Here is a 21,418-nt window from a genome sequence, read left to right as displayed (position 1 = left end):
ATCATGCCGCCTCCTGCGCGCCTGCCAGCGCCTCGCGGAGGGTGGCGTCGAGGAGGCGGGCGCGGGTGGTGGTGGCGTCTTGTAGGGCGCGTTCGAGGCGGTCGCAGAGGGACATAAGTTCGTCGACTTTGGCGACGATGCGCTGTTGTTCGGCGAGGGGGGGGAGAGGCACGATGAAGCGGCGTAGATTAGCGGATGACAAATTCGGTTGCGCTGAACCGTTATCGAAGCGGCGAAGTTGAACTTGCGCGGCGTCGCTGTCCAAGAAGCAAGCAAGATAAGGAACGCATGCCCGTAAGACTGGTCGCAAAATGACCAATGACGAAGCAATTGCCGCGTCGGTTTGATAGTCGAAAACTGCATGCTTGCCGAGAGAACCGCGAAGGCAATAAAGTTGGTCGCCCTGTCGAAGCTTGCCGCCAGCCAAGGACTTGAACTTCTCTACAGTAATGAAATTCATGCCCACTAAGCTGACGCGACCGCCGTCGAGGTGTCCCGCATTAATGAATGGGATTCCCGTCTCGACCAATTGGTCACGAGACGGGTAGTTTGCGCTTCTATCTCCGTTCTCAAAATCCCATAAGGTATCTGCCATCGCCCACGCCCATGGTGTGGGTATTGAGAATAGGCAGTCGGTTGGGGCGATCGGCGAGGTTTCCTTCGGTTTCTTCAACTCGCCCGCCGCGACACGCCCCTTACGAATATCTCCGATCCGCTCCACCAGCACCGACGCAGGCTCATCCCCGGCATCCTGCACCACCAGCTTCCCGCGCACGGCGAGGTTCAGGATGGTTTGGCGGAGGGTTTTGATCTGGTCGGGGCGGGTGGTCAGGGCGGGGAGGGTTTGCAGGGCGAAGCGGGCGGCGGTGGGGGTGTCGCTGTCGGCCTCGGTCAGGCGCGAGAGGGTGGCGGCGGTCAGGCGGGTGCGTGCCTCTTCCCGCGCCGCCCGCGCGGCCTCCAGCCGGTCGAGCAGGGCCATCAGTTCCTCTACCTTCGCCACGATGCGGTGTTGCTCGGCGAGTGGGGGGAGGGGAAGGGGCGTGTTGACGATCTTGACCTTCGAGATATTGGGCTGCGCTCCCCCCTCGCTCGCAGCGTGAAAGTTCGCCCGATAAGACAGGAGGAACAAATACAAGAAGCGGTTGTGGACGCCCTTGAACGGAGTGCATCCGCACACTGCTTGGTTGGTCACCGCGTTCTCTGCGAGAATTGCAAGCTTGCCTATAGTGGCTCCATACATCGCAATCAGAACATCGCCGGGTTTGTTCAGCCGGAACGATCCCGTCGTGACCGCATACTCCGATACGGTCTCTTCTGAGCCGACAAGCTCGGTGTTGTCGTTCAGTTCACCGGATTTAAGCCATGTAATCCCGCCCCCAAATAGATCGGGGTTCCCACGAGGAGGTGTTGATCCAGCACCCCAGTCACCAATTGTGCCCAATCGCGTCCATGACCAATTCCTCGGAATCTTGTAGGGTTCGTCACCCTTCGTGATGTCTGGAAGTTCCGTCTTCTTGATGGCTCGCGCCTTAACTAGCAGCGCCTTCTCCGTCTCGATCCGCTCCAACAGCACCGACGCAGGCTCATCCCCAGCGTCCTGCCGAACCAGCTTCCCGCGCACCGCCAGATCCAGCACGAAGCGGCGCAAGCGGGGGATGGCATCCTCTGCCTCGGCCACGCGGTCATAAAGTGACAGAAGCCGCGCCTCGGTGAAGGGAGTGTCCTTCATCGCGCCAGCGCCTCGGTCAGGATCGCCTTCAGCTGATCGCGGATCGCCGCCACCTCTGCCTCGGCCCCCTCCAGCGCGGCGAGCAGGTGTTCGGGATCGCCCAGATCTTCCTCCACGGCGTGGGGGTTCTTGAAGTCGAGGTTGTAGCCCCGCGCCTTCACCTCATCCGCCGTGACACGCCAAGCCTGCGGGCCTTCGACCCGCCCGTCACGCCCGGCCCCGCCCCACCATGCGGCGCAGTCGGCCAGATGCTCCAGCCGGATTGGCTTGGTCATGGAATAGGCTTTCTGCCCCTCTGGCACGCGATGTTCCCAGAACCACGTCTCGGTCGTCGGGCCGCCCTTTTCGAAGAACAGCAGGTTCGTGCCGATGGAAGCGTAGGGTTTGAAGACCGAGTTCGGCAGGCGGACGATGGTGTGGAGATTGCACTCCTCCATCAGGTGTTCCTTGAGCCGGGTCTTGATGCCTTCGCCAAACAGCGATCCGTCGGGCAGCACCACTGCGGCGCGGCCGCCGGGTTTCAGCAGGCGGATGATCAGGGCGAGGAAGAGGTCAGCCGTCTCGCGCGTGCGGAAGGTCGGGAAGTTGTTCTCGATCCCATCCTCTTCCTTACCGCCAAACGGCGGGTTGGTGAGGATGATGTCGACCCGTTCATCCTTGGTCCAGCTGATCAGAGGACGGGCGAGCGTGTTGTCGTGGCGGACGAAGTGCGGCTCTTCCACCCCGTTCAGCAGCATGTTCGTAACGCAGAGCATGTGGGGCAGCGGTTTCTTCTCCACCGCGCGCAGGGCGGCCTGCATCGCGTCCTCTTGGTCCGGCCGTTTGATGTAGCGGTCGCGCATATGGCGCATTGCGCAGGTCAGAAAGCCGCCGGTCCCGCAGGCCGGGTCCATCAGGATCTCGCCCGGTTTGGGGTCAATCTGCTGCACCATGAAGGCAGTGACGGCGCGGGGTGTGTAGTATTCGCCCGCGTTTCCGGCGTTCTGCAGGTCGTTCAGAAGCTGTTCATAGATGTCGCCGAAGTGCTGGCGTTCGGTGAGGTTGTTGAAGTCCACCTCGTTGATCTTGTTCACGATCTGCCGCAGCAGCTGGCCGGACTTCATGTAGTTGTAGGCATCCTCGAACACATCGCGGATGACCCTTGCCCGCGGCGTGCTGCCGGGGAGGCGTTTCAGACCGGGGAAGAGCTCATCGTTCACAAAGTTCAGCAGCGCCTCGCCCGTGATCCCTTCCGGGTCCGCCGCCCAATTACGCCACTGAAGATGATCGGGGATCGGTGAGGTGTAAGCGTCGCGGGTGAACTCTAGCGCTTCGTCCTGATCATCCATGATCTTGAGGAAGAACATCCAGCATAACTGGCTCACACGCTGCGCATCTCCGTCGACGCCGGTGTCCTTGCGCATGATGTCCTGGATGGATTTGACGAGGGTGCGGACGGACATTTTTTCTCTTCTTACTTTGTCGTAGGCGCCGTTTTGACCAGAAAGTTCTTCCAGAGAGCGTATGCAATCTTTTGTTCTTGTTGTGCCAAAGCTTGATCTCGAAAGAGATCTAGGGGGTAGAGCTTCTCATCAGTTTCTTCATACAAGAAGCGCTCGTAAACGTTGCCCGTATGGGAGTCCCTCCACGGTTCGTATGTCTCGGAAAGACGTGTAAAGGCAGTATTCAGGCTATAGACTTTCCGTGTTGTCACTTCTTCCGGCAAGCATATCTGAGAAGAAACAAGGCCAGAAGCATCTCGTCCGCGGATGCGTAGCCACAACCCTCCTGCTTGCGGACTGTTTCTCATCGGTGTTTTGGAATTTTGCGGGCCCAGCTTCACCGGAAATAAGCACAGTTCACCGGTGCTCCAGTTATCTAGAAACTTAAGTGCGACGCGCTCTCGCACCTGTGGCCAACGAATAAGCTTCGACATCAAAGCGTCGCTTGGCTGATTTTCCTTTTTTATGACTACATAGGCGTAAAGGGTGCTCGCTTCCGGTAGGATTTGAAGTAGGTCGGGCTGTCGCATCGACTCGATGAAGCGTTTGTCAGCTATTGCTTTCTGAGGCACGATCATTTCGGCGGTCGTCCCGTTCCGAACAGGCACCTGCCCGCCCGATCTCATCTCCCAATGGCCATCGATAAACTTCATTGTGATGCGAAGTGTTCTTTCCGAGGGTTTTCTGCGCATCAAGCAACACCTTCTTCATAAATTGCAGCCTGTAAGTCTTGCATGGCCTTGAGGTAGTCCTGCTTCTTGCCGAAGGCGCGCATCAACTCAATGTCAGTTCCCATATGGGCGAATGGGTTTATTTTCAGGATCTTCGGGTCGTCAAAGTCTAGCAGGCCATCATTGGCATATTTGTCGAGAAGCGCTTCCAGCACCGCACGCGCGGTTGGTCCATACTTCGTGAATACGTCCCGCTTCTTCACCCCATCTGCGCGTTCTTTCCGCGTCAGGGGCTTTGCGTCGAAGACGACATGGCAGATCAGATCGAACGGATCTAGATCCTTCCCAAGCTCTTCTGCGACCTGTTCGATCGGCAAGCCTTCGGCCTCTAGCTCCGCAAGAACGGCCTTTTTCTTCGCCTCCGATTTCCAACGCTTCAGGAAGTCGTCAAGGCTTGCAAACTGCCGACGGACCCGTTTCTTCGTATAGTCCCGCAGAGATTCGGTGATCAGCTTGCCGTCTTCGTCGAGGTATTCGACACGCTCTGCAATGATGGCGACGCTGACGCCATCGACGTAGATCTTGCGCTGCGGTTCACCGCCGCTGGACCCGAACATCGGATCGATAGGATTTACCAGAATGGTCTCATCGCCACCTGTTTCAGAGCCGGCTCCTTCGTCGCCACCATTCTGCGGCTCTTCTTCCGGGGGAACGATCGGATCAGAACCTGACGGTGTGTAGACCTGCACGGGTTCACCGTCGAAGTCCGGGTCTGCAAAGTGGTTCGACGCGCCACGAAAATCCATCAAGGTGAAATAGAACTTCTGACTGTCTTCGTGAACACGCGTCCCGCGCCCGACAATCTGTTTGAATTCGGTCATGGAACCCACCTCGCGATCGAGAACGATCAGACGGCAGGTCTGCGCATCCACACCTGTCGAAAGAAGCCGGGACGTCGTCACGATGACCGGATGTGAGACCTCGGGATCGATGAAGTTCCCCAGCTGATCGAGCCCCTCCTTGTCGTTCCCGGTTATGCGCATGACGTAGCGGGGGTTCTTTTCAACGAGATCGGCATTCTCGTTCACCAGAGCCAGCCGCATCCTCGCCGCGTGCTCCTGATCAACGCAGAACACGATCGTCTTCGCCATTCGGTCACCGCTCTCCTTCAGGAACTCGGTGACTTTCTTAGCGACTAGCTTTGTTCGATCATCGATGACCAGATTTCGGTCGAAATCCTTATTGTTGTAGATGCGGTCCTCGACTGCGTTCCCGTCGCGATCAACCGTTCCCTGCTCGGGCCGGTAGCCCTGAACGTCCCGGTCGATGTGAACCTTGACCACCTTATAGGGGGCAAGAAAGCCGTCCCGAATGCCTTGCTTGAGGGTATAGCTGAAAACCGGTTCGCCAAAATAGGCGATGTTGGATGCGTATTCCGTCTCCTTTGGTGTCGCCGTCATACCAACCTGCACGGCACCCGAGAAATGGTCGAGAATTTCCCGCCATGCCGAGTCATCAGCCGCGCTGCCCCGGTGGCATTCATCGATGATGATCAGGTCGAAAAAGTCCTTCGAGAACTCTCGATAGATCTTTTGCTTTTCTTCGGGCCCAGTGATCGCCTGATAGAGGCCAAGGTAGATCTCATAGGACGGGTCGATCCTCCGCTTTCGGTCGAGACCGAGGGGTATGTCCACCTCGGTTCCGTCGGCACGTTCAATAGTCTTCGCCTGCGTCGAGAGCTTGGCCATCAAGCCAGTGAAAGGCCGGAAATCGTTGACCATTGTCTGATCGATCAGAACGTTTCGATCCGCGAGGAAGAGAACTCGCTTTCCGGGATAAGCCTGTCGAAACCGCCAGATGATCTGGAATGCCGTGTAGGTCTTTCCAGTGCCGGTCGCCATCACCAGAAGGATACGATCTTGGCCCTTTGCGATAGCCTCAACTGCGGCATTCACTGCGTTGATTTGGTAATAACGAGGCACCTTCCCGCTGCCATCGTCATGATAGTCCTGCCCTGCAACAGCCTGTGCCTCACTGCGCAGACCTCGCCATAAGCAATAGCGCTGCCAGAGTTCCGCCGGCGTCGGAAACTGGTCCAACGTTATGAAACGCTCGCGCGGCGCGGTCTGGCCCGTTCGATCATGAAAGATGAAGCCACTTCCGTTCGAAGAAAAAGCGAAAGGTAAATTCAGCGTTTCTGCATACTCCAACGCCTGCTGTATCCCGTCACCGACAGAATGAGACGGGTCCTTGGCCTCTATGACTGCAAGACGTAAGTTGGGCTTTGCTGATAGGATGTAGTCCGCCCGTTTGCCCTTGCCGCGACTGACGAGCTTGCCGCGAACAATGATCCGGCCCTTGGTGAAGCTGACCTCTTCGCTAACCTGGGACTGAATATCCCACCCTGCCGCCACGATCGCCGGAGTGATTGCCTTCGTGCAAATGTCTCGTTCTGAATGGGACCTCTCGTCCATGTGCACCTATGTCGACCACAACAATACCCTGCGAGAGAGCCTAACATCCGACCAGATGATCAGGAAGACGATAAGTTACGGTTCTGATGGTCACTCTTCACGGTTGGACTTGATCGGGCGCCTTAAGTTAAACACCGCACACGTCTTTAGTTTGCGTCTATCCATCGCCGGTCGATGTAACAAAAAGTAGGTCGTCACATCGTAACAAAACACGCTTTAACCCATTGTTTTTATTAACAATACGCAGAATTCAATCCTCTCTTGCAGCACCATCCATCCCCTTGATTTGATTGATCGAAACTGCTGCCTCAGGCAAGGCGCATCTCGACTGTTGTCGCGCTTGGCGTGGCCAGATCAGACCGGGCTCTGTGTCCACGGCCGCGCCGCTCGCCGCTCGTCAATCTGCGAAAAAACGGAAACAGGCAGAGAGCAGCGCTTCCACCTCATCCTCCAGCGGAGTCTTGGGACCAAGGCCCAGCGCTTGCAGGCGATCAACCGCAAACTCCAGCGATGCGCCTGTCGCGGCAGCGGTTGGCCCGAGATGGATCGCAATCTCACGCCCCGTCCGCGCACGAAACGCCGCCTGCACCATCCGCGCCAGATCACCCACCGTCGTCGTCTGGCCGCTGCCCAGGTTCACAGTCCCATCGCCAAGCCGATCCCGGGGCACCTCGGCCAGCGCAATGGCAATGCGCACCACATCGGAAAGCGCAACAAAATCACGGCCTTGCGTGCCATCCGATTTCAACCGCAACGCGCCCAACGTCACCGCCATCCGGCACAGATCATTGGCAACCAGCGTCCAGCGATCCACCGCAGCGTGCTGTGGTGCGCCGACCGCATTGCTCAGGCGGATGTTCACACCCTCAATCTCGCCCCGGCTGTCCCGCAGGCGCAGGAAATGTTCAAAGGCCAGATGTGTGATGGCGTAGGGATGGATCGGGTTCGTGGGGCTGTTCTCAGTGATCCTCCCGTCCAGCACACCATAGACATGGGCGGTCGAAAAGTTGACGAACCGCCCCACCCCCGCCTCCACAGCGGCATCCAGCACATTCAGCGCATCGAGTACATTGTCCCGCACAGCGCGCTGATGGTTTTGCCCGCAGACGATCTCATTCGCTGCGGCCAAGTGGAAGACGCAGTCCACTCCTTCCATTGCGGGTCGCAAAGTGGTGGGATCGGCATAATCCACCTGCACCACCCGTGCATCGGGCAAATAATCCAAGCATGCCGGGGTGTTACGGGTCGTGACCACCACCTCTGTCCCCGCGCGGCAGGCCAGACCGGCGGCGAGGCGCGCGCCCACATATCCGGTCCCACCAGTGACAAGGACGCGCGTCATTGATGCTTTAGCGCCCAATCATAGCCGATATGGTTGTCGAACGGATCGCAGCGCATGATCTCATCCGGGTCATGCGGGATGGACGCGCAATTCGCCACAATGGCCGGGGTGGTGCTGATCCCTTTGAATCCGTTCCACACCATCGGCGGCACAGTCACAAGGCTATAGCTGTCGGGGCCTAGAAACACTTCCTGCAACACGCCCCGCGTCGGGCTACCCTCGCGGTCATCGTAAAGCACGAATTTGATCGCCCCAAAGGGAACGGCGTAATTCAAGACCATCTTCTTGTGGATGTGCCACGCCTTCACCACGCCCGGATTGACGACGGAGAAATAGATTTCTCCAAATTGCTGGAACACATCATCAGTGGATTTCAGCATATGCATGATCTTGCCGCGTTCATCGACGATCTGCCTGCGCGGTTCGATCCGCACGCCTTCAATCATGGGCGCCATTCGCGTTGCCTTTCGTAATCCTCAATCTGCGCCGCCGTGATCGCGGCCACATCGCCCCCACCCAAGACATGGGCATACCAATCCATCGTTCGGCGGACACTCGTGTCGAAATCCCAGACCGCACGCCACCCCAACTGCTTGAAAGCCTTGTCGGAATTCAAAGACAAAAGCCCCGCCTCATGCGGTGCCGTTGGGTCTGGCCGCGCTTCGGCCCGACCACTGCCCCAAGCACGGATGGCCGATTGGACGAAGGCCTCCACCGGTTGGTTCGACGCGATGTCGGGGCTGAAATTCCACACGCCCCGATCCGTCACCGGATCGGCAAGGAACCGCGCCGCCAGCGTAAGATACCCGCTCAGCGGTTCAAGAACATGTTGCCAGGGGCGGGTTGAACGCGGATTGCGCATCACCACGGGCGCATCTGCCGACAATGCGCGGATAATGTCCGGCACGATACGATCTTCGGAAAAATCCCCGCCGCCGATCACATTCCCCGCACGAACCGACGCAAAGCCAAGCGTCGGGATCGCCTGCAAAAACGACTTGGACCACGCCTCAAAGGCCACCTCTACTGCGGCCTTTGAGGCGCTATAGGGGTCATGCCCACCCAGCCTATCGGTTTCGCGATAGGCAAAGACCCATTCATTGTTCTGATAGCACTTGTCGGACGACACATTGATCAGGGCACGTACCGTTTCCGCATGGCGGCGCGCCGCCTCCCAGACATGGATCGACCCCATCACATTGGTCGAAAAGCTTTCCACCGGATCACGATAGCTTTGCCGAACCAAGGCCTGTGCAGCGAGGTGCAAGACCACCTCGGGCCGGACCTCATCAAAGACGCGGTCCACGGTCGCGGACTCACGAATATCGCCGTCCTGATGCGAAATGATCCTGCGCAGGTCTAACCGCGCAAACAACGTCTCTGGCCCCGTTTCAGGCAGGGCAAGGCCGTGGACCTCGGCCCCCATACGGTGCAGCCAAAAGGCCAGCCACGCCCCCTTGAAACCGGTATCGCCCGTGACCAGAACCCGCTTTCCGGCAAAGGACTGCGCGATCGGACTTACCATCGCTTCCACTGCGCACGGCCCGTTTCAATCAGCGACTGCATCAGTTTCCAATCCCGATAGGTATCCATGCACTGCCAAAAGCCGTCATGCGCGAACATCTGCACCTCGCCATCAGCCACAAGGCTGTTGATCGGCTTTTCCTCGAACACCTCCGCATCATCGCCCGACAAATAATCGAACATCGCTTGCGAGGCGACAAAGAACCCGCCCGAAATGCGCCCCCCGCTGGTCTGTGGCTTTTCGTTGAAACCTTCGACCCGCCCGGTATCGGACGCCACAATCTCGCCAAAGCGGCCAGGAGGACGCACGCCTGTCACAGTAAGGGCGCGGCCATGCGCGGCATGATAGGCCTGCAAGTCATCAAGGTTCACATCGCTTAGCCCATCGCCGTAAGTCAGAAAAAAGGCCTCTTCCCCTTCGACGAAGGGCCGGATGCGCGCGATGCGCCCCCCAGTCATGGTATCAAAGCCAGTATCGACGATGCGGACATTCCACCCTGCCTCATCATGCAGGAAATCGAGTTTGGGGCTTTGCCCGCCGCCTAAGGTGAGGGACATGTTGCTGAATTGGTTATCATAATTCAGGAAGTAATCCTTGATCACGTAACCCTTATAACCGGTGCATAAGATGAAATCCGTATGCCCGAACGTGGCGTAATATTTCATGATATGCCACAGGATCGGCTTGCCGCCGATTTCCACCATCGGTTTGGGCACGTCGTCCGAAACACCACGGATGCGGGTGCCGTAGCCGCCGCATAGAATAACCACCTTCACTATGCCACACCCTTGATCGGTCCAGACGCCGTGCCGGACGCATTGAAATACCCCATCGCCTCGGCCAGACGCTGACCGCCTTCGCTGTCTAGAACCTGCCGCACGGTCCGAGCATGGATATCCAGCGCGCGTTCATGCAGTTCCGACAGGATTGGGTCCTTGGACAGATCGCCTAGGATCTCGGAATAACCGTCGGGAACATGATGATGGATCGGCGTATTATCCAGCCCGACATTCCGTCCCAGCCAATAATCCATCGCGACAGAGATGGTCTTCTTATCCAGCGAAGCACCATTTCCGCGCAAAGGATCGCCGCGGTTCACCTTCACCAGAAAACTGTCCATCGACCGCAATGAATAGTGGTTCACCCGCGCCATCGCCATGCTGTCCGTGGCTTGGATTGAATTCACCTTGTTATTGGTGAATTCGGGCGGCAGAACCCGCCCGCTGCCATTCACCCATCTTTGGCCGGTAGAGGAAAAATCATTGAACCGGGGGCGGTGGTTGCGGAAAGCTGCGTCCGGTTGCGGATTGCGCATGATCGTCTTGACCGAGGCGAGCGTATTCTTTGCCGGATCGCTGTAATCGGAAAATTCTGTCATCGGCCGGGTGAAAACGCCCTGAACCTTCCCATCGCCGATGCCCCGCACATTGTTGCAGTTGTGGCCAAGCACCGTAAAGCTCATCAGATCAAAGGGTTCGGCGGCGTCGAACAGATCTGCCAGACGATGTTTGCCGGGGGTGACATCGACGAATTCGTCAGCATCGACCGTCAGCACCCATTTTGCATCCTGAAAGCGGTTGAAGGTGCTTGCGTAACGCAGCGCACCCACCTGCCATGACGGGATCTGGTGCAAGATCCGCTTTGGATTGGGCGAATGGCGCAGATACCCCAGACGATCCAACCGTTCCAGCATCAGGTCCGTGCCGTCATTGCAATCGGCGGAAAAGATAAGGAAATCTTCGACGCCAAGGGCAAGATAATGCGACACCCATTCCAGGATATAAGGCGCCTCGTTCTTCATGATCGCGACGAGAAGAACGCCTTCGGGGCCCGGGGGGGACTTTTTTCCCGTCATAGGCGATATCCGCAGGTTAAGCCGCGTTGCGCCGCCTGCCAACCCTCATGCCTCGAAGAACGCACCGTTTTCATACAGATACCCGCCAAACACCTATCGCAAATTAGACGCGCCAAAGCGCGCGGTCAATCCAACGCGCCATGGTCACAACGGCTACTAACGCCTTTCAGGCCCACCCCTCTTGCAGGATAAATTGCCACTCTTGAACGCTGGCCAGAAACTCGCTCAGGCGCACTCGCGCACCAATGGCCCGGCGCTTCTCCGTCGCGCAATTGGGGGGCCTCGCCATATCGCAGACGGACGCAGCACACCGCCTACGACTTAAGTGCTAATCAACTCCGCCTTGCCTTGTCAGCCCCACTCCCGCTTTACTTATCCATCTTCCATCGCCGGAGGGACAACAAAGGGAGGAACAACCATGTGTCAGGTCTTCGCGGGGCAGGACCCCGCACGGTATGAAAGCGTAACCCGACGCCTGCGGCTAAACGGGCAAAGCACCAGCATCCGGCTGGAACGCGCCTTCTGGGAAATCGTGGATGAGATCGCCGCGAACGAGGGGACAACAACCCCTGCCTTCGTGTCGAAACTCCATTCGGAGGTCCTGGAGCAGCGGGGCGAGCCAGAGAATTTCACATCGCTCCTGCGCTGTGCTTGCCTCATCCACATGGACGCCCGCGCCGCAGCTCGCAGCGCCCATGCCCTCGCAGCAGAGTAAAAAGACCCGCGTAGTATAGACCTACTACCCGCCACCGCCGGAACGATTCCACACTTCCCCTCAAGACAGTCCTGACAGACCTGAGGGAGGAAACACGGTGGCGAAGGCCATACACAGCATGATCCGCGTGCTCGACGAAGCACGCTCGGTGGCGTTCTATGACCTTGCCTTCGGGCTCAAGGTTGCAGACCGGCTTGATTTCGACAGTTTCACCCTGATCTACCTTTCGAACGCTGAGACCGGCTTCGAACTGGAACTCACCGTCAATAAGGGCAGATCCGAACCGTACAATCTTGGCGATGGCTACGGCCACCTCGCCTTCTCGGTCGCTGATGTCGATGCCGAACATGCCCGCCTCACGGAGGCGGGTCTCGCTCCGCGTAAGCTGGTGGATTTTGCCCCCGGCGGCACGGTGATCGCCCGCTTCTTTTTCATCGCCGACCCCGACGGATACCAGATCGAGGTGCTCCAGCGGGCCGGTCGCTATCTCTGAAACCCGGACGCAGGCGGCAGGAGGAGCCGCCCTCGCCCGCACACCAAACGTCATGCTCAGGGAGGAGACAATGACAAAACCACTCAAAAGCCGGGGCCTAACGCGCCGCCAGCTTCTGTCGCGCTCGGTCGCGGCCGGGGCCAGCCTTGTCGTCGGCGCAGGGTTCGTTGCATCCGGCAATGCCGCTTGGGCGATGGAAACCACGGCAATCAAGCCCGAGTCGATGGCGACGCTGATCCAGATGGCACGCGACATCTATCCCCACGATCAGGTCGCCGATCAGTTCTATGCCGTCGCCGTAAAGGGCTATGACAGCGCCGAGATGGCCGAAAAGGTTGAGGCGGGTATTGGCGAACTGAACGCTGCTGCGCAGGCTGCGGGTCACGCCGATTACCTGTCGATCGGTTGGGAGGAAGACCGGGTCGCCGTCCTTAAGTCCATCGAAGGTGGGGCCTTCTTCCAGACGGTCCGCGCGGGCCTCGTGACCGGCCTTTACAACCAGAAGGAGCTCTGGCCGATCTTCGGCTACGAGGGCGAAAGCTTCTCGCTCGGCGGCTACATCGAGCGCGGCTTCGACGACATCAACTGGCTGTAAGGAGGGCGGACCCATGGTTGCGAAATTCGACCTGAACGACGACTCCGTTGTCGTCATCATCGGCACCGGCGCTGGCGGCGGTGTTCTGGCCAACGAACTGGCGCAGAAGGGCGTCAAGGTCGTGGCGCTGGAAGCGGGGGGGCGCTACCTCCCCGAAGATTACATCAATGACGAATGGGAAAGCTTCACCCAACTCGCTTGGCTTGATGCCCGAACCACCAGCGGCTCGTGGCGCGTGGCCAAGGACTTCGGCGGACTCCCTGCTTGGATCGTCAAGGCCGTCGGCGGCACCACAACCCACTGGGCCGGGGCTTCGATCCGCTTCCAAGATCATGAATGGAAAGCGCTTTCTACCTATGGCGCGGTCGAAGGGGCAAGCCTCCTCGACTGGCCCATCGATGCCGCAGAAATGGCGCCCTGGTACGAAAAGGCAGAAACCAAACTGGGCGTGACCCGTACGGGCGACCGCGCCGGACTGCCGGGCAACAACAATTACAAGGTCTTCGAAAAGGGGGCCAAGGCACTGGGCTACAAGGAAGTCCATACTGGGCGCATGGCCATCAACTCGTCCGATTATGACGGCCGCATGGCCTGCCAACAGACAGGGTTCTGCTTCCAAGGCTGCAAATGGGGTGCCAAGTGGTCCGCCGCCTACACCGACATCCCTGCGGGAGAGGCGACAGGCAATCTGGAAGTCCGCGAACGCGCCCATGTGGCGCGCATCCTCCACAATGATGCGGGCAAGGTGACCGGGGTCGAATATTTCGACAAGGACGGCAATCTGCAATTCCAAGCGGCGCGCATCGTTGCCGTCGCGGGCAACAGCTTTGAATCGCCTCGTCTTCTTTTGAACTCGGCCTCTTCGATGTTCCCCAACGGTCTTGCCAACTCATCCGATCAAGTGGGCCGCAACTACATGCGCCACACGACCGGGTCGGTCTATGCCGTCTTTGACAAGCCGGTGCGCATGTGGCGCGGAACCACCATGGCAGGCATCGTTCAGGACGAGGCACGCCACGATCCGTCACGCGGCTTTGTCGGCGGGTATGAGCTTGAAACCCTCTCGCTTGGCCTGCCCTTCATGGCGGCCTTCCTCAACCCCGGCGCATGGGGGCGAGGCTTCACCACCGCCCTCGACCATTACGAGAACATGGCCGGCATGTGGATTGTGGGCGAGGACATGCCGCAGGCCACAAACCGCGTCACCCTGTCCGACGCGACGGACCAGTATGGGCTCAAGGTCGCCAACGTGCATTTCGATGATCACCCCAATGACATCGCCATGCGCAACCATGCCTACAAGCAAGGCGTGGCGATCTATGAGGCGGTCGGTGCCACCCGCGCCTTCCCGACGCCGCCCTATCCCTCGACCCACAACCTCGGCACCAACCGCATGTCGGAAAAGCCCGAGGATGGCGTCGTGAACAAATGGGGCCAGACCCACGACATCCCGAACCTCTTTGTCTCGGACGGTTCGCAATTCACGACAGGTGCGGCAGAGAACCCCACGCTGACGATCGTCGCGCTTGCCATCCGTCAGGCCGATCACATCGCCCGCGAAATGAGTGCCGGGAACATCTGACCATAACCTACAAGAATGATTGAGGGCGGCCCCAAAAAGGCCGCCCTCACCGCATCCAAAGCATTCCTACCGCCGTCGGGCTTCGCGCAAGATTGCACCGAGTCACCCGAAACTCCAATCGCCGAACGGCGGATCAGCGGCGGCGAAACCCCGTATACACATCCCATCCGGCAAGCAGAACGGTCACGCCGATCACTGCCGCAAGGTCAAGCCGCGGCACATGGATCAAGAGGATCGACAGGAACGCGACAAGGACGATAAAGGCCGCGATGGCCATCAACCTGTTCATGACATCACCTTTGCAGGTCAAGGGTTTCTAGATGATCAGCCAACCACCGTGCCGTGCGCAACAGCCGCGCGTCATCGCCGCGCGGGCCAACAAGCTGCACACCGATCGGAAGGCCGCTTTCCGACGTGAAAAGGGGCAGCGTCACAGCCGGAACCCCGGCCAATGTCCACAACCCGTTGAAGATTGCGCTTCCCGTATCATCCAAACCTTTCGGCGCAGGGCCGGGAGCAGCAGGGCACAGGATCACGTCAAAACGGGTAAATACCGCCTTCAGCGCCCCGTTCATCACATCGCGCCAATCCAGCGCGGCGATATAGTCGCGCGCCAGCACCGACTTGCCCTCATCGATGGCTGCCTTCAGCCGATCCGACATAAGATCGCGCCCCCGCCGCTCCAGCGGGTAATAGCATTTCGCCATCTCGGCAAAGTTGATCTTCTGGCGCAGGGACGCAATTTCCTCAAACCCTGGCAGGGGTACTTCGGCGCAAACGTCGCCCAAAAGCGCGACCAGTTCTTCAAGCGCCGCCTTCATTTGCGCGTCCGCGTCATCCCAACCGGGTGGTTTAACAAAGGCAAAGGCTGGCTGCACGGGCGGGCGCGACCGCGCCACCTCCAGCATACGCGGCGTTGGAGCCAGCTCTGTGGACGGGTCCGCCGGATCGTGTCCCGCCAAAACCTCTGCCAATAGAGCGCAATCTTCCACGCTGCGCGCGAACACCCCCACCGTGTCAAGGAAGGGCGATTGCGGCAGGATGCCCGTTCGCGGGATCAGTCCGAAACTGGGCTTCATCCCAACGATGCCGCAAAAGGATGCCGGGCGGATCACCGATCCCCCGGTCTGCGTGCCGATCGCCAAAGGAACCATGCCCGCCCCGACCGCCGCCGCCGAACCTTGCGACGACCCCCCCGGTGTATGCGCCGGGTCATGCGGGTTGCGGGTCTTTCCGGGCTGCATGAACGCGCATTCCGTGGTCACCGTCTTGCCGAGGATGATCGCCCCCGCCGCACGCAGCCGGCTCACGATCCAGGCATCAGCCTTCGGCACTCGCCCCGCATCTATGGGCGTGCCGTTTTCGGTTGGTATTCCCTTCGTGTCGATAATGTCCTTCAGGCCGATCGGCAGGCCGTGCAAAGGACCCAAGGGACGCCCCGATTGGCGCCACTGATCCAACCGCTCTGCCTGCGCTTGGGCATAGTCGCCATCCAACCATGCCCAAGCGCCGACTTGCGGTTCCGCCTCTTCGATGCGCGCCAGACAGGCGCGCACCAAGTCGACAGCTCGCAGCGACCCTTCGGCAAGACGGTCGCGCAGGGCGACCGCCGTCAGGCCGAGGATGGCCTTTTCCTTCTCACTGGGCGCCATAGAAAGCGTCCGGCAGGCTAAAGACGATCTGCGGATAGACATACATGATGACCATCGCAATCAAGACCATCCCGCAATAGGGCAGAACGCCCGAGAAGATTTCGGTCAGTTTGATATGCGGTGGGGCAACCCCCTTCAGGTAGTAGGCACTCATCGCCATAGGTGGGGTGAGGAAGCTCGTTTGCAGGTTCAGCGCAACCAGCACCCCGAAGAACAGCGGATCAATTCCGAACAGCGGCAAGAGCGGCAAGAAGATCGGCACGAAGATGATGATGATCTCCGACCATTCCAGCGGCCAACCCAAAAGGAAGATGATCAACTGTGCGATGATCAAGAACTGGATCGGCGTCAGGTCCAGACCCTTCACGAATTCCGCGATCACATGCTCGCCACCCAGATAGCTGAACACGGCCGAGAAGGTATAGGATCCTACGAAGAGCCAGCAGACCATCGCCGTTGTGCGCACCGTCAGGTAGACGCTTTCCCGCAACCTGTCGAAGGTCATGGCGCGATAAGCGATGGCGAGCAGAAGTCCACCCATCGCCCCGATCGATGCCGCCTCGGTCGGCGTAGCAAGGCCAAAGAGGATGGAGCCAAGCACCGACAGGATCAGAACGGCAAGCGGAAGGAAACTGGTCGCCAGCATCCACAGCAAAGGCCCAAGCGGGACCTTCGGCACCTCTTCCAGCGTAGGTTTCGGTGCCAGCTTCGGGTTGAGGATGGCGCGGGTCACGATATAGACAAGATACAGCGACACCAGAACCAGACCGGGGAGCAGCGCCGCTGCGTAAAGGCGCACGATAGAGACGCCAGACGAAGCTGCATAAACAATCAGCATGATCGACGGCGGGATCAGAATGCCCAGAGTACCGCCGGCGCAGATGATGCCGGTCGCAAAGCTGTGGTTGTAGCGCATCTTCAACATCTGCGGCAACGCCAGCAGACCCATGAGCGTCACGACCGCGCCCACAATACCCGTCGCCGTCGCAAACAACGCGCAGGTGATCAGAGCCGCAACACCAAGCGAGCCCGGCACATTCCGCGTTGCAACGGCCAGCGTCCCGAACAACTTGTCCACGATATTGGCGCGCTCGACGACATAGCCCATGAACAGGAACAGCGGAATCGCCGTCAGAACCTCATTCGAGATGACCGTGTAGGTCTGGTTGATGAAGAGGTCAAAGATCCTGTTGTTATAGAACCCCTCTATCCAAAGCCTTGTGGATTCGAACCAGCTCGCATCCTCCCCAAGTCGGTCGAATGCGCGCCACATACGGCTTGCGTCGAAATAGGCGTAGTATCCAAAGGCGATCCCGATGGCCATCAAGGTGAAGGCAATGGGGAAGCCAAGGAAGACGCAAAGCATGAAAATGCCAAGCATGGCCAAGGCGATCTGTGGGTCGGTCACGATGGGCGCTCCGGGGGTTTGCGTAGAACAGGGACGGCCTTCAGGCCGGATCAGACGCCTTTTGGGCGTTCGCCTGCTTCATGAGTAGTGTTTCGGTTTCCTCGACATCCGAGGCAAGCGGCGGCCACTGACCTTCGCGGATGCAGATGATGCACCGGAAGATCTGCGCAATGCCTTGCACCATCAACAGGATGCCTGCGGCCACGATGACTGTCTTGAACTGATAGATCGGGATGCCTGCCGGGCTGTTCACCGAAACCTCAGCGTAAGACCACGACCGACTGGCATATTTCCAACCCGAGAAGATCAGAGCCGTCACGCCGGGCAGGAAGAAAAGGATGTAAAGCGCAAGGTCCACCTTCGCCTGCGTCCGGTGGGACCAGAGCCGATACAGAAAGTCGCCGCGAACATGTCCGCCCCGCGAAAGCGTGTAGGCGCCGCCCATCATGAACAGCGTTCCATACATGATGAAGCTTACATCCAGCGCCCAAGGCGTTGGATGATTGAAGAGGTAGCGCGAGCCAACTTCATAGGTCATCCCGACTGTCATCAGGATGATAAGCCAACCAAAAGCTTTGCCGAACCACTCAGACAGGGCATCGGCAAAGCGAATGTATTTCCTCATTCTCGGGAACTCCGATCAGAACGGCAGAACAGGGAGGGGGCGCCTTGCGGCGCCCCCAAGCAGATCAGAGCTTCAGCTTGCCGGGGAAGTGGTGGTCGTAGGCAAGCCCCAGATCGGGCGCGTTCATCAGTTCGTAGTAGGCGACCTTCTCGGTCCACGCGCGCTGGCTATCCATCACCTTCTTGTTGAAGGGATCAGATTCCAGATCGGCGATGAGAGTATCCCAAGCCGCCAACTGACCGGCGAGGATCTCTTTCGGCGTCCGGTGCACGGTCACGCCGGCATCGGTCTGCAATTCCGCCAGGTCCTTGGAATATTCACGCATCGCCAGCGCAAGGTTCGACGTGGCCGAAGCTTCGACAGCGTGCTTCAGGATCGCCTGCAGGTCTTCCGGCAGATCGTCCATGAAGTCCTTGTTGAACAGGAATTCAAACGATTCCGACGCCTGGTGGTAGGACGACAGGTAGTAGTTCTTGGCCACATCCTGCGCGCCAAAACGGCGGTCCGAGGAGGGATTGTTGAACTCGAATGCGTCGATGACGCCGCGTTCCATCGCGGGGACGATCTCGCCGCCCGGCAGCTGCGCGACAGACATCCCCATCGCTTGCAGAAGGTCGGCAGCAAGGCCCACGGTGCGATACTTGAAGCCCTGAAGGTCAGCCACGCTGTTCACTTCGGTCTTGAACCAGCCGAAGGGCTGCGCCGGCATCGGCATGCCCATGAAGCCATAGACGTTCAGACCAAGGATATCCTGAGTCAGCTCGCGATACAGTTCCGCGCCGCCGCCCTGATAGAACCACGCCAACATGGTGGTTGCGGAACCGCCGAAGACGGGGCCTGTCCCGAAGAAGGACGCAGCCTTCGACTTGCCATACCAATAGACGGGCACCGTATGCGCGGCATCGATGACGCCATCATTGACGCCGTCCATCACCTGGAAGGCACCGACGACGGCACCGGCAGGCAGCAGGTCAACGGTCAGTCGCCCGCCCGACATCGCCTCAACCCGCGCCGTGTATTCGCGCGCGAAATCCATCCAGATGTCCGACGCCGGCCAAGACGTCTGCATCTTCATCACGATGGGCGCCTGCGCCAGCACCGCCGGAGCCGCCAGAGCGGTCGCCGCAGCGGCCGAGCCACCAAGTGCCCCTTTGCGCAGGAAAGAACGGCGCGAAAGCCGCGCCTTGTCGATATCGGTCATATGATCCTCCCAGATTGGTGGCACCTCGTGGCGGGCACCATCCTGCACGAACATAGAACAGTGAATTCCAAGTTCAATAGTGGTCAAAAAACATAACCACTTTTCGGCGAAGTTTTTTGCACTCAGGCCACTCGATCCTGTGGTTCTTGGCCACCAAAAAAGGCATCCAGATTGTCCAAGGCCCTGAATCCCATAGCATCTCGCGTTTCCTCCGTCGCAGAACCGATATGCGGCAGAAGGAACACATTCGGCAACCGTGACAGGTCGGGGTTCCCACCGGGCTCTGTCTGGAACACATCTAGACCCGCCGCGAACAGCCGCCCTGAGGACAAGGCCGAGATTAGTGCCCCTTCGTCAATCAACGCTCCGCGGGCCGTGTTCACCACAATGGCACGCTCCGGCAAAAGGGCGAGCGTCCGTGCATTCAGCAGGCCCGCATTCTCTGGCGTGGCGGGGCAATGCAGACTTAGCACATCCGAAACCGCAAGTAGGCTTTCCAGACTGTCATGGAAGACCGCGCCCTTTTCCTGATGCGAGGGCAATCTGCGGCGGTTGTGATAATGCACCTGCATGCCAAATCCCCTCGCACGTTCCGCCGTCACTTGCCCCACGCGCCCCATGCCAACGATCCCAAACCGTTTCCCGCTGACTTGGCGACCCACCATGAAGGCGGGAGACCAGAAATTCCAAGCCCCGGACCGTACAAGCGCATCCCCCTCTGCACCCCGCCGCGCTGCGCCCAGCATGCAAAGCATTGCGATCTCGGCCGTGGCCTCAGACAAGACATCGGGCGTGTTCGTCACCACAACCCCTGACTTCCGCGCGGCTTCCAAGTCGACATGATCCGTTCCGACCGAATGATTGGCGATGATCCGCAGGCCCGGGCCTATAGCGTCCAGAACCTCTGCTGTGAACCGTTCGGAATGGCAGGGCAGCACGGCATCGACGGCACGGCAGGCTGCGATCAATTCCGCGTCTGACAGAACCCGATCTTCGGGGTTCAGGACCACGTCATAATCCCGCGCGGCACGCCCCTCGACCGCGGGGCGCAGCTTGCGAGTGATCAACAATTTCGGTCGTACCATAGGCCCCTCTTTGTTGCGCGGCGCAACCAACGCGCGCCCTCAGCCCAGCTTGCGCAGACGGGCAAAAAGGCTGGACGTATCCCAGCGCCCGCCACCCATCTTCTGCACATCCTTGTAGAACTGATCGACCAACGCGGTTACAGGCAGACTGGCCTTCACTTCATCGGCAGTGGAAAGGCAGATCCCCAGATCCTTGCGCATCCAGTCCACCGCGAAACCATGTTCGAAATGCCCGGCAAGCATCGTCTTGTGGCGGTTCGCCATTTGCCAGCTTCCGGCAGCACCCTGGCTGATGACTTCCACCACAGCCTCGCCATCCAGCCCTGCCTTTTCAGCGAAATGCAGCGCCTCTGAAAGCCCCTGCACCAGCCCCGCAATGGCGATCTGATTGCACATCTTGGCAAGTTGACCTGCCCCGCTCTCGCCGATACGCCGGCAGATGCGGGAATAGGCCGCGATCACAGGCTCTGCCCGGGCATAATCCGCCTCACTTCCCCCGCACATGACCGAAAGAACACCGTTTTCCGCCCCGGCCTGGCCGCCCGAAACGGGCGCATCGACAAAACCGATGCCCATCCCTGCGGCTGCATGCGCAAGCTCACGCGTGACGGCTGCCGACACTGTGGTGTGATCCACAAACAAGGTCCCCGACGCCATCCCAGCAAAGGCCCCATCCGGGCCGATGCAGACGCTGCGCAGGTCATCATCATTGCCCACACAGGCCAGCACGACATCCTTTCCTTCAGCCGCAGCCTTTGGGGTGGCCGCTGACGTGCCGCCATGTTTGGTAACCCACGCCTCTGCCTTTGCGGGCGAGCGGTTGTAAACCGTGACTTCATGCCCCTTGGCCATCAGGTGTCCGGCCATCGGAAAACCCATGACCCCCAATCCCAGAAACGCCAACTTCGCCATGAAAGACCCTCCCGTCCGGTTTTTTCTCAGGGACCGTAGGTAACTGCGGGACCGACCGCGTCAACCCGCGATG

General features: G+C 59.3%; 20 protein-coding genes. 4 read left to right on the top strand and 16 right to left on the bottom strand.

Annotated elements, in window-relative coordinates; all coding sequences use genetic code 11:
* Window position 1: 1 nt before the first annotated feature.
* From QF092_RS17375 to QF092_RS17335, 9 genes are all read right to left on the bottom strand, one after another.
* The gene (locus QF092_RS17375; RefSeq protein ID WP_281465912.1) at window positions 2-1,729 is read right to left on the bottom strand and encodes a restriction endonuclease subunit S; all 1,728 of its coding nucleotides are present in this window, start codon (window positions 1,727-1,729) and stop codon (window positions 2-4) included.
* Window positions 1,726-3,171: a type I restriction-modification system subunit M gene (locus tag QF092_RS17370; RefSeq protein WP_281465910.1), complete on the bottom strand. Its 1,446-nt coding sequence runs from the start codon at window positions 3,169-3,171 to the stop codon at window positions 1,726-1,728. Before QF092_RS17370 ends, QF092_RS17375 begins: the two co-directional genes overlap by 4 nt.
* 11 nt (window positions 3,172-3,182) lie before the next feature.
* The gene (locus QF092_RS17365) at window positions 3,183-3,902 is read right to left on the bottom strand and encodes a hypothetical protein (protein ID WP_281465909.1); all 720 of its coding nucleotides are present in this window, start codon (window positions 3,900-3,902) and stop codon (window positions 3,183-3,185) included.
* Window positions 3,902-6,355, bottom strand: coding sequence for an EcoAI/FtnUII family type I restriction enzme subunit R (gene hsdR, locus QF092_RS17360; RefSeq protein ID WP_281465907.1), 2,454 nt, complete (start codon window positions 6,353-6,355; stop codon window positions 3,902-3,904). Before hsdR ends, QF092_RS17365 begins: the two co-directional genes overlap by 1 nt.
* Window positions 6,356-6,752: 397 nt before the next feature.
* A complete protein-coding gene (locus QF092_RS17355) occupies window positions 6,753-7,697 on the bottom strand; it encodes an NAD-dependent epimerase/dehydratase family protein (protein ID WP_281465905.1) in 945 nt (314 codons plus the stop codon).
* A complete protein-coding gene (locus tag QF092_RS17350; RefSeq protein ID WP_281465903.1) occupies window positions 7,694-8,152 on the bottom strand; it encodes a dTDP-4-dehydrorhamnose 3,5-epimerase family protein in 459 nt (152 codons plus the stop codon). The genes QF092_RS17355 and QF092_RS17350 overlap by 4 nt, the downstream gene beginning before the upstream one ends.
* Window positions 8,140-9,222: a CDP-glucose 4,6-dehydratase gene (gene rfbG, locus QF092_RS17345; RefSeq protein WP_281465901.1), complete on the bottom strand. Its 1,083-nt coding sequence runs from the start codon at window positions 9,220-9,222 to the stop codon at window positions 8,140-8,142. Before rfbG ends, QF092_RS17350 begins: the two co-directional genes overlap by 13 nt.
* Entirely contained in the window at window positions 9,216-9,998 is a 783-nt protein-coding gene (rfbF, locus tag QF092_RS17340; protein ID WP_281465900.1) for a glucose-1-phosphate cytidylyltransferase, read from the bottom strand. The genes rfbG and rfbF overlap by 7 nt, the downstream gene beginning before the upstream one ends.
* Complete coding sequence (locus tag QF092_RS17335; protein ID WP_281465898.1) at window positions 9,998-11,077, bottom strand: glycosyltransferase family 2 protein; 1,080 nt, start codon at window positions 11,075-11,077, stop codon at window positions 9,998-10,000. Before QF092_RS17335 ends, rfbF begins: the two co-directional genes overlap by 1 nt.
* A 418-nt stretch (window positions 11,078-11,495) precedes the next feature.
* Here QF092_RS17335 and QF092_RS17330 point away from each other — a divergent pair, with 418 nt between their 5' ends.
* The 4 genes from QF092_RS17330 (at window position 11,496) to QF092_RS17315 (ending at window position 14,462) form a co-directional block, all read left to right on the top strand.
* Window positions 11,496-11,792 carry a ribbon-helix-helix domain-containing protein gene (locus QF092_RS17330; RefSeq protein ID WP_281465896.1) on the top strand — a complete coding sequence of 99 codons (297 nt, stop codon included), beginning with the start codon at window positions 11,496-11,498 and terminating at the stop codon, window positions 11,790-11,792.
* A 97-nt stretch (window positions 11,793-11,889) separates the two neighbouring features.
* The gene (locus QF092_RS17325) at window positions 11,890-12,285 is read left to right on the top strand and encodes a VOC family protein (protein ID WP_281465894.1); all 396 of its coding nucleotides are present in this window, start codon (window positions 11,890-11,892) and stop codon (window positions 12,283-12,285) included.
* 70 nt (window positions 12,286-12,355) lie between these two features.
* Window positions 12,356-12,880 carry a Twin-arginine translocation pathway signal gene (locus QF092_RS17320; RefSeq protein WP_281465892.1) on the top strand — a complete coding sequence of 175 codons (525 nt, stop codon included), beginning with the start codon at window positions 12,356-12,358 and terminating at the stop codon, window positions 12,878-12,880.
* Window positions 12,881-12,893: 13 nt separating this feature from the next.
* A complete protein-coding gene (locus QF092_RS17315) occupies window positions 12,894-14,462 on the top strand; it encodes a GMC family oxidoreductase (RefSeq protein WP_281465890.1) in 1,569 nt (522 codons plus the stop codon).
* 133 nt (window positions 14,463-14,595) lie between these two features.
* Here the strand turns inward: QF092_RS17315 and QF092_RS17310 are convergent, their stop codons facing one another.
* The 7 genes from QF092_RS17310 to QF092_RS17280 form a co-directional block, all read right to left on the bottom strand.
* Entirely contained in the window at window positions 14,596-14,751 is a 156-nt protein-coding gene (locus QF092_RS17310; RefSeq protein ID WP_281465888.1) for a hypothetical protein, read from the bottom strand.
* Window positions 14,752-14,755: 4 nt separating this feature from the next.
* Complete coding sequence (locus tag QF092_RS17305; protein ID WP_281465886.1) at window positions 14,756-16,114, bottom strand: amidase; 1,359 nt, start codon at window positions 16,112-16,114, stop codon at window positions 14,756-14,758.
* Window positions 16,101-17,522 (bottom strand): TRAP transporter large permease, encoded by a 1,422-nt coding sequence (locus QF092_RS17300; protein ID WP_281465884.1) that lies wholly within the window; start codon window positions 17,520-17,522, stop codon window positions 16,101-16,103. The genes QF092_RS17305 and QF092_RS17300 overlap by 14 nt, the downstream gene beginning before the upstream one ends.
* Before the next feature lie 40 nt (window positions 17,523-17,562).
* Window positions 17,563-18,147 carry a TRAP transporter small permease subunit gene (locus tag QF092_RS17295; RefSeq protein ID WP_281465882.1) on the bottom strand — a complete coding sequence of 195 codons (585 nt, stop codon included), beginning with the start codon at window positions 18,145-18,147 and terminating at the stop codon, window positions 17,563-17,565.
* Window positions 18,148-18,211: 64 nt separating this feature from the next.
* Window positions 18,212-19,348, bottom strand: a complete 1,137-nt coding sequence (locus tag QF092_RS17290; protein ID WP_281465880.1) for a TRAP transporter substrate-binding protein — start codon at window positions 19,346-19,348, stop codon at window positions 18,212-18,214.
* Between the two features lie 122 nt (window positions 19,349-19,470).
* Window positions 19,471-20,433: a 2-hydroxyacid dehydrogenase gene (locus QF092_RS17285; protein ID WP_281465878.1), complete on the bottom strand. Its 963-nt coding sequence runs from the start codon at window positions 20,431-20,433 to the stop codon at window positions 19,471-19,473.
* A 39-nt stretch (window positions 20,434-20,472) separates the two neighbouring features.
* Window positions 20,473-21,345: an NAD(P)-dependent oxidoreductase gene (locus QF092_RS17280; RefSeq protein ID WP_281465876.1), complete on the bottom strand. Its 873-nt coding sequence runs from the start codon at window positions 21,343-21,345 to the stop codon at window positions 20,473-20,475.
* Window positions 21,346-21,418 lie beyond the last annotated feature (73 nt).

Origin of the sequence: Fuscovulum ytuae (assembly GCF_029953595.1) — a bacterium.
GTDB lineage: Bacteria > Pseudomonadota > Alphaproteobacteria > Rhodobacterales > Rhodobacteraceae > Paragemmobacter > Paragemmobacter ytuae.
The sequence above is the reverse complement of the archived record's forward strand: the minus strand, read 5'-3'. Positions and strand labels throughout refer to the sequence as shown.

Excerpts from the sequence above, each read along its gene's own strand:
- QF092_RS17375 (WP_281465912.1), bottom strand. The coding sequence starts at position 1,729 with ATGAAGGACACTCCCTTCACCGAGGCGCGGCTTCTGTCACTTTATGAC.
- QF092_RS17370 (WP_281465910.1), bottom strand. The coding sequence starts at position 3,171 with ATGTCCGTCCGCACCCTCGTCAAATCCATCCAGGACATCATGCGCAAG.
- QF092_RS17365 (WP_281465909.1), bottom strand. The coding sequence starts at position 3,902 with ATGCGCAGAAAACCCTCGGAAAGAACACTTCGCATCACAATGAAGTTT.
- hsdR (WP_281465907.1), bottom strand. The coding sequence starts at position 6,355 with ATGGACGAGAGGTCCCATTCAGAACGAGACATTTGCACGAAGGCAATC.
- QF092_RS17355 (WP_281465905.1), bottom strand. The coding sequence starts at position 7,697 with ATGACGCGCGTCCTTGTCACTGGTGGGACCGGATATGTGGGCGCGCGC.
- QF092_RS17350 (WP_281465903.1), bottom strand. The coding sequence starts at position 8,152 with ATGGCGCCCATGATTGAAGGCGTGCGGATCGAACCGCGCAGGCAGATC.
- rfbG (WP_281465901.1), bottom strand. The coding sequence starts at position 9,222 with ATGGTAAGTCCGATCGCGCAGTCCTTTGCCGGAAAGCGGGTTCTGGTC.
- QF092_RS17335 (WP_281465898.1), bottom strand. The coding sequence starts at position 11,077 with ATGACGGGAAAAAAGTCCCCCCCGGGCCCCGAAGGCGTTCTTCTCGTC.
- QF092_RS17330 (WP_281465896.1), top strand. The coding sequence starts at position 11,496 with ATGTGTCAGGTCTTCGCGGGGCAGGACCCCGCACGGTATGAAAGCGTA.
- QF092_RS17320 (WP_281465892.1), top strand. The coding sequence starts at position 12,356 with ATGACAAAACCACTCAAAAGCCGGGGCCTAACGCGCCGCCAGCTTCTG.
- QF092_RS17315 (WP_281465890.1), top strand. The coding sequence starts at position 12,894 with ATGGTTGCGAAATTCGACCTGAACGACGACTCCGTTGTCGTCATCATC.
- QF092_RS17310 (WP_281465888.1), bottom strand. The coding sequence starts at position 14,751 with ATGAACAGGTTGATGGCCATCGCGGCCTTTATCGTCCTTGTCGCGTTC.
- QF092_RS17305 (WP_281465886.1), bottom strand. The coding sequence starts at position 16,114 with ATGGCGCCCAGTGAGAAGGAAAAGGCCATCCTCGGCCTGACGGCGGTC.
- QF092_RS17295 (WP_281465882.1), bottom strand. The coding sequence starts at position 18,147 with ATGAGGAAATACATTCGCTTTGCCGATGCCCTGTCTGAGTGGTTCGGC.
- QF092_RS17290 (WP_281465880.1), bottom strand. The coding sequence starts at position 19,348 with ATGACCGATATCGACAAGGCGCGGCTTTCGCGCCGTTCTTTCCTGCGC.
- QF092_RS17285 (WP_281465878.1), bottom strand. The coding sequence starts at position 20,433 with ATGGTACGACCGAAATTGTTGATCACTCGCAAGCTGCGCCCCGCGGTC.
- QF092_RS17280 (WP_281465876.1), bottom strand. The coding sequence starts at position 21,345 with ATGGCGAAGTTGGCGTTTCTGGGATTGGGGGTCATGGGTTTTCCGATG.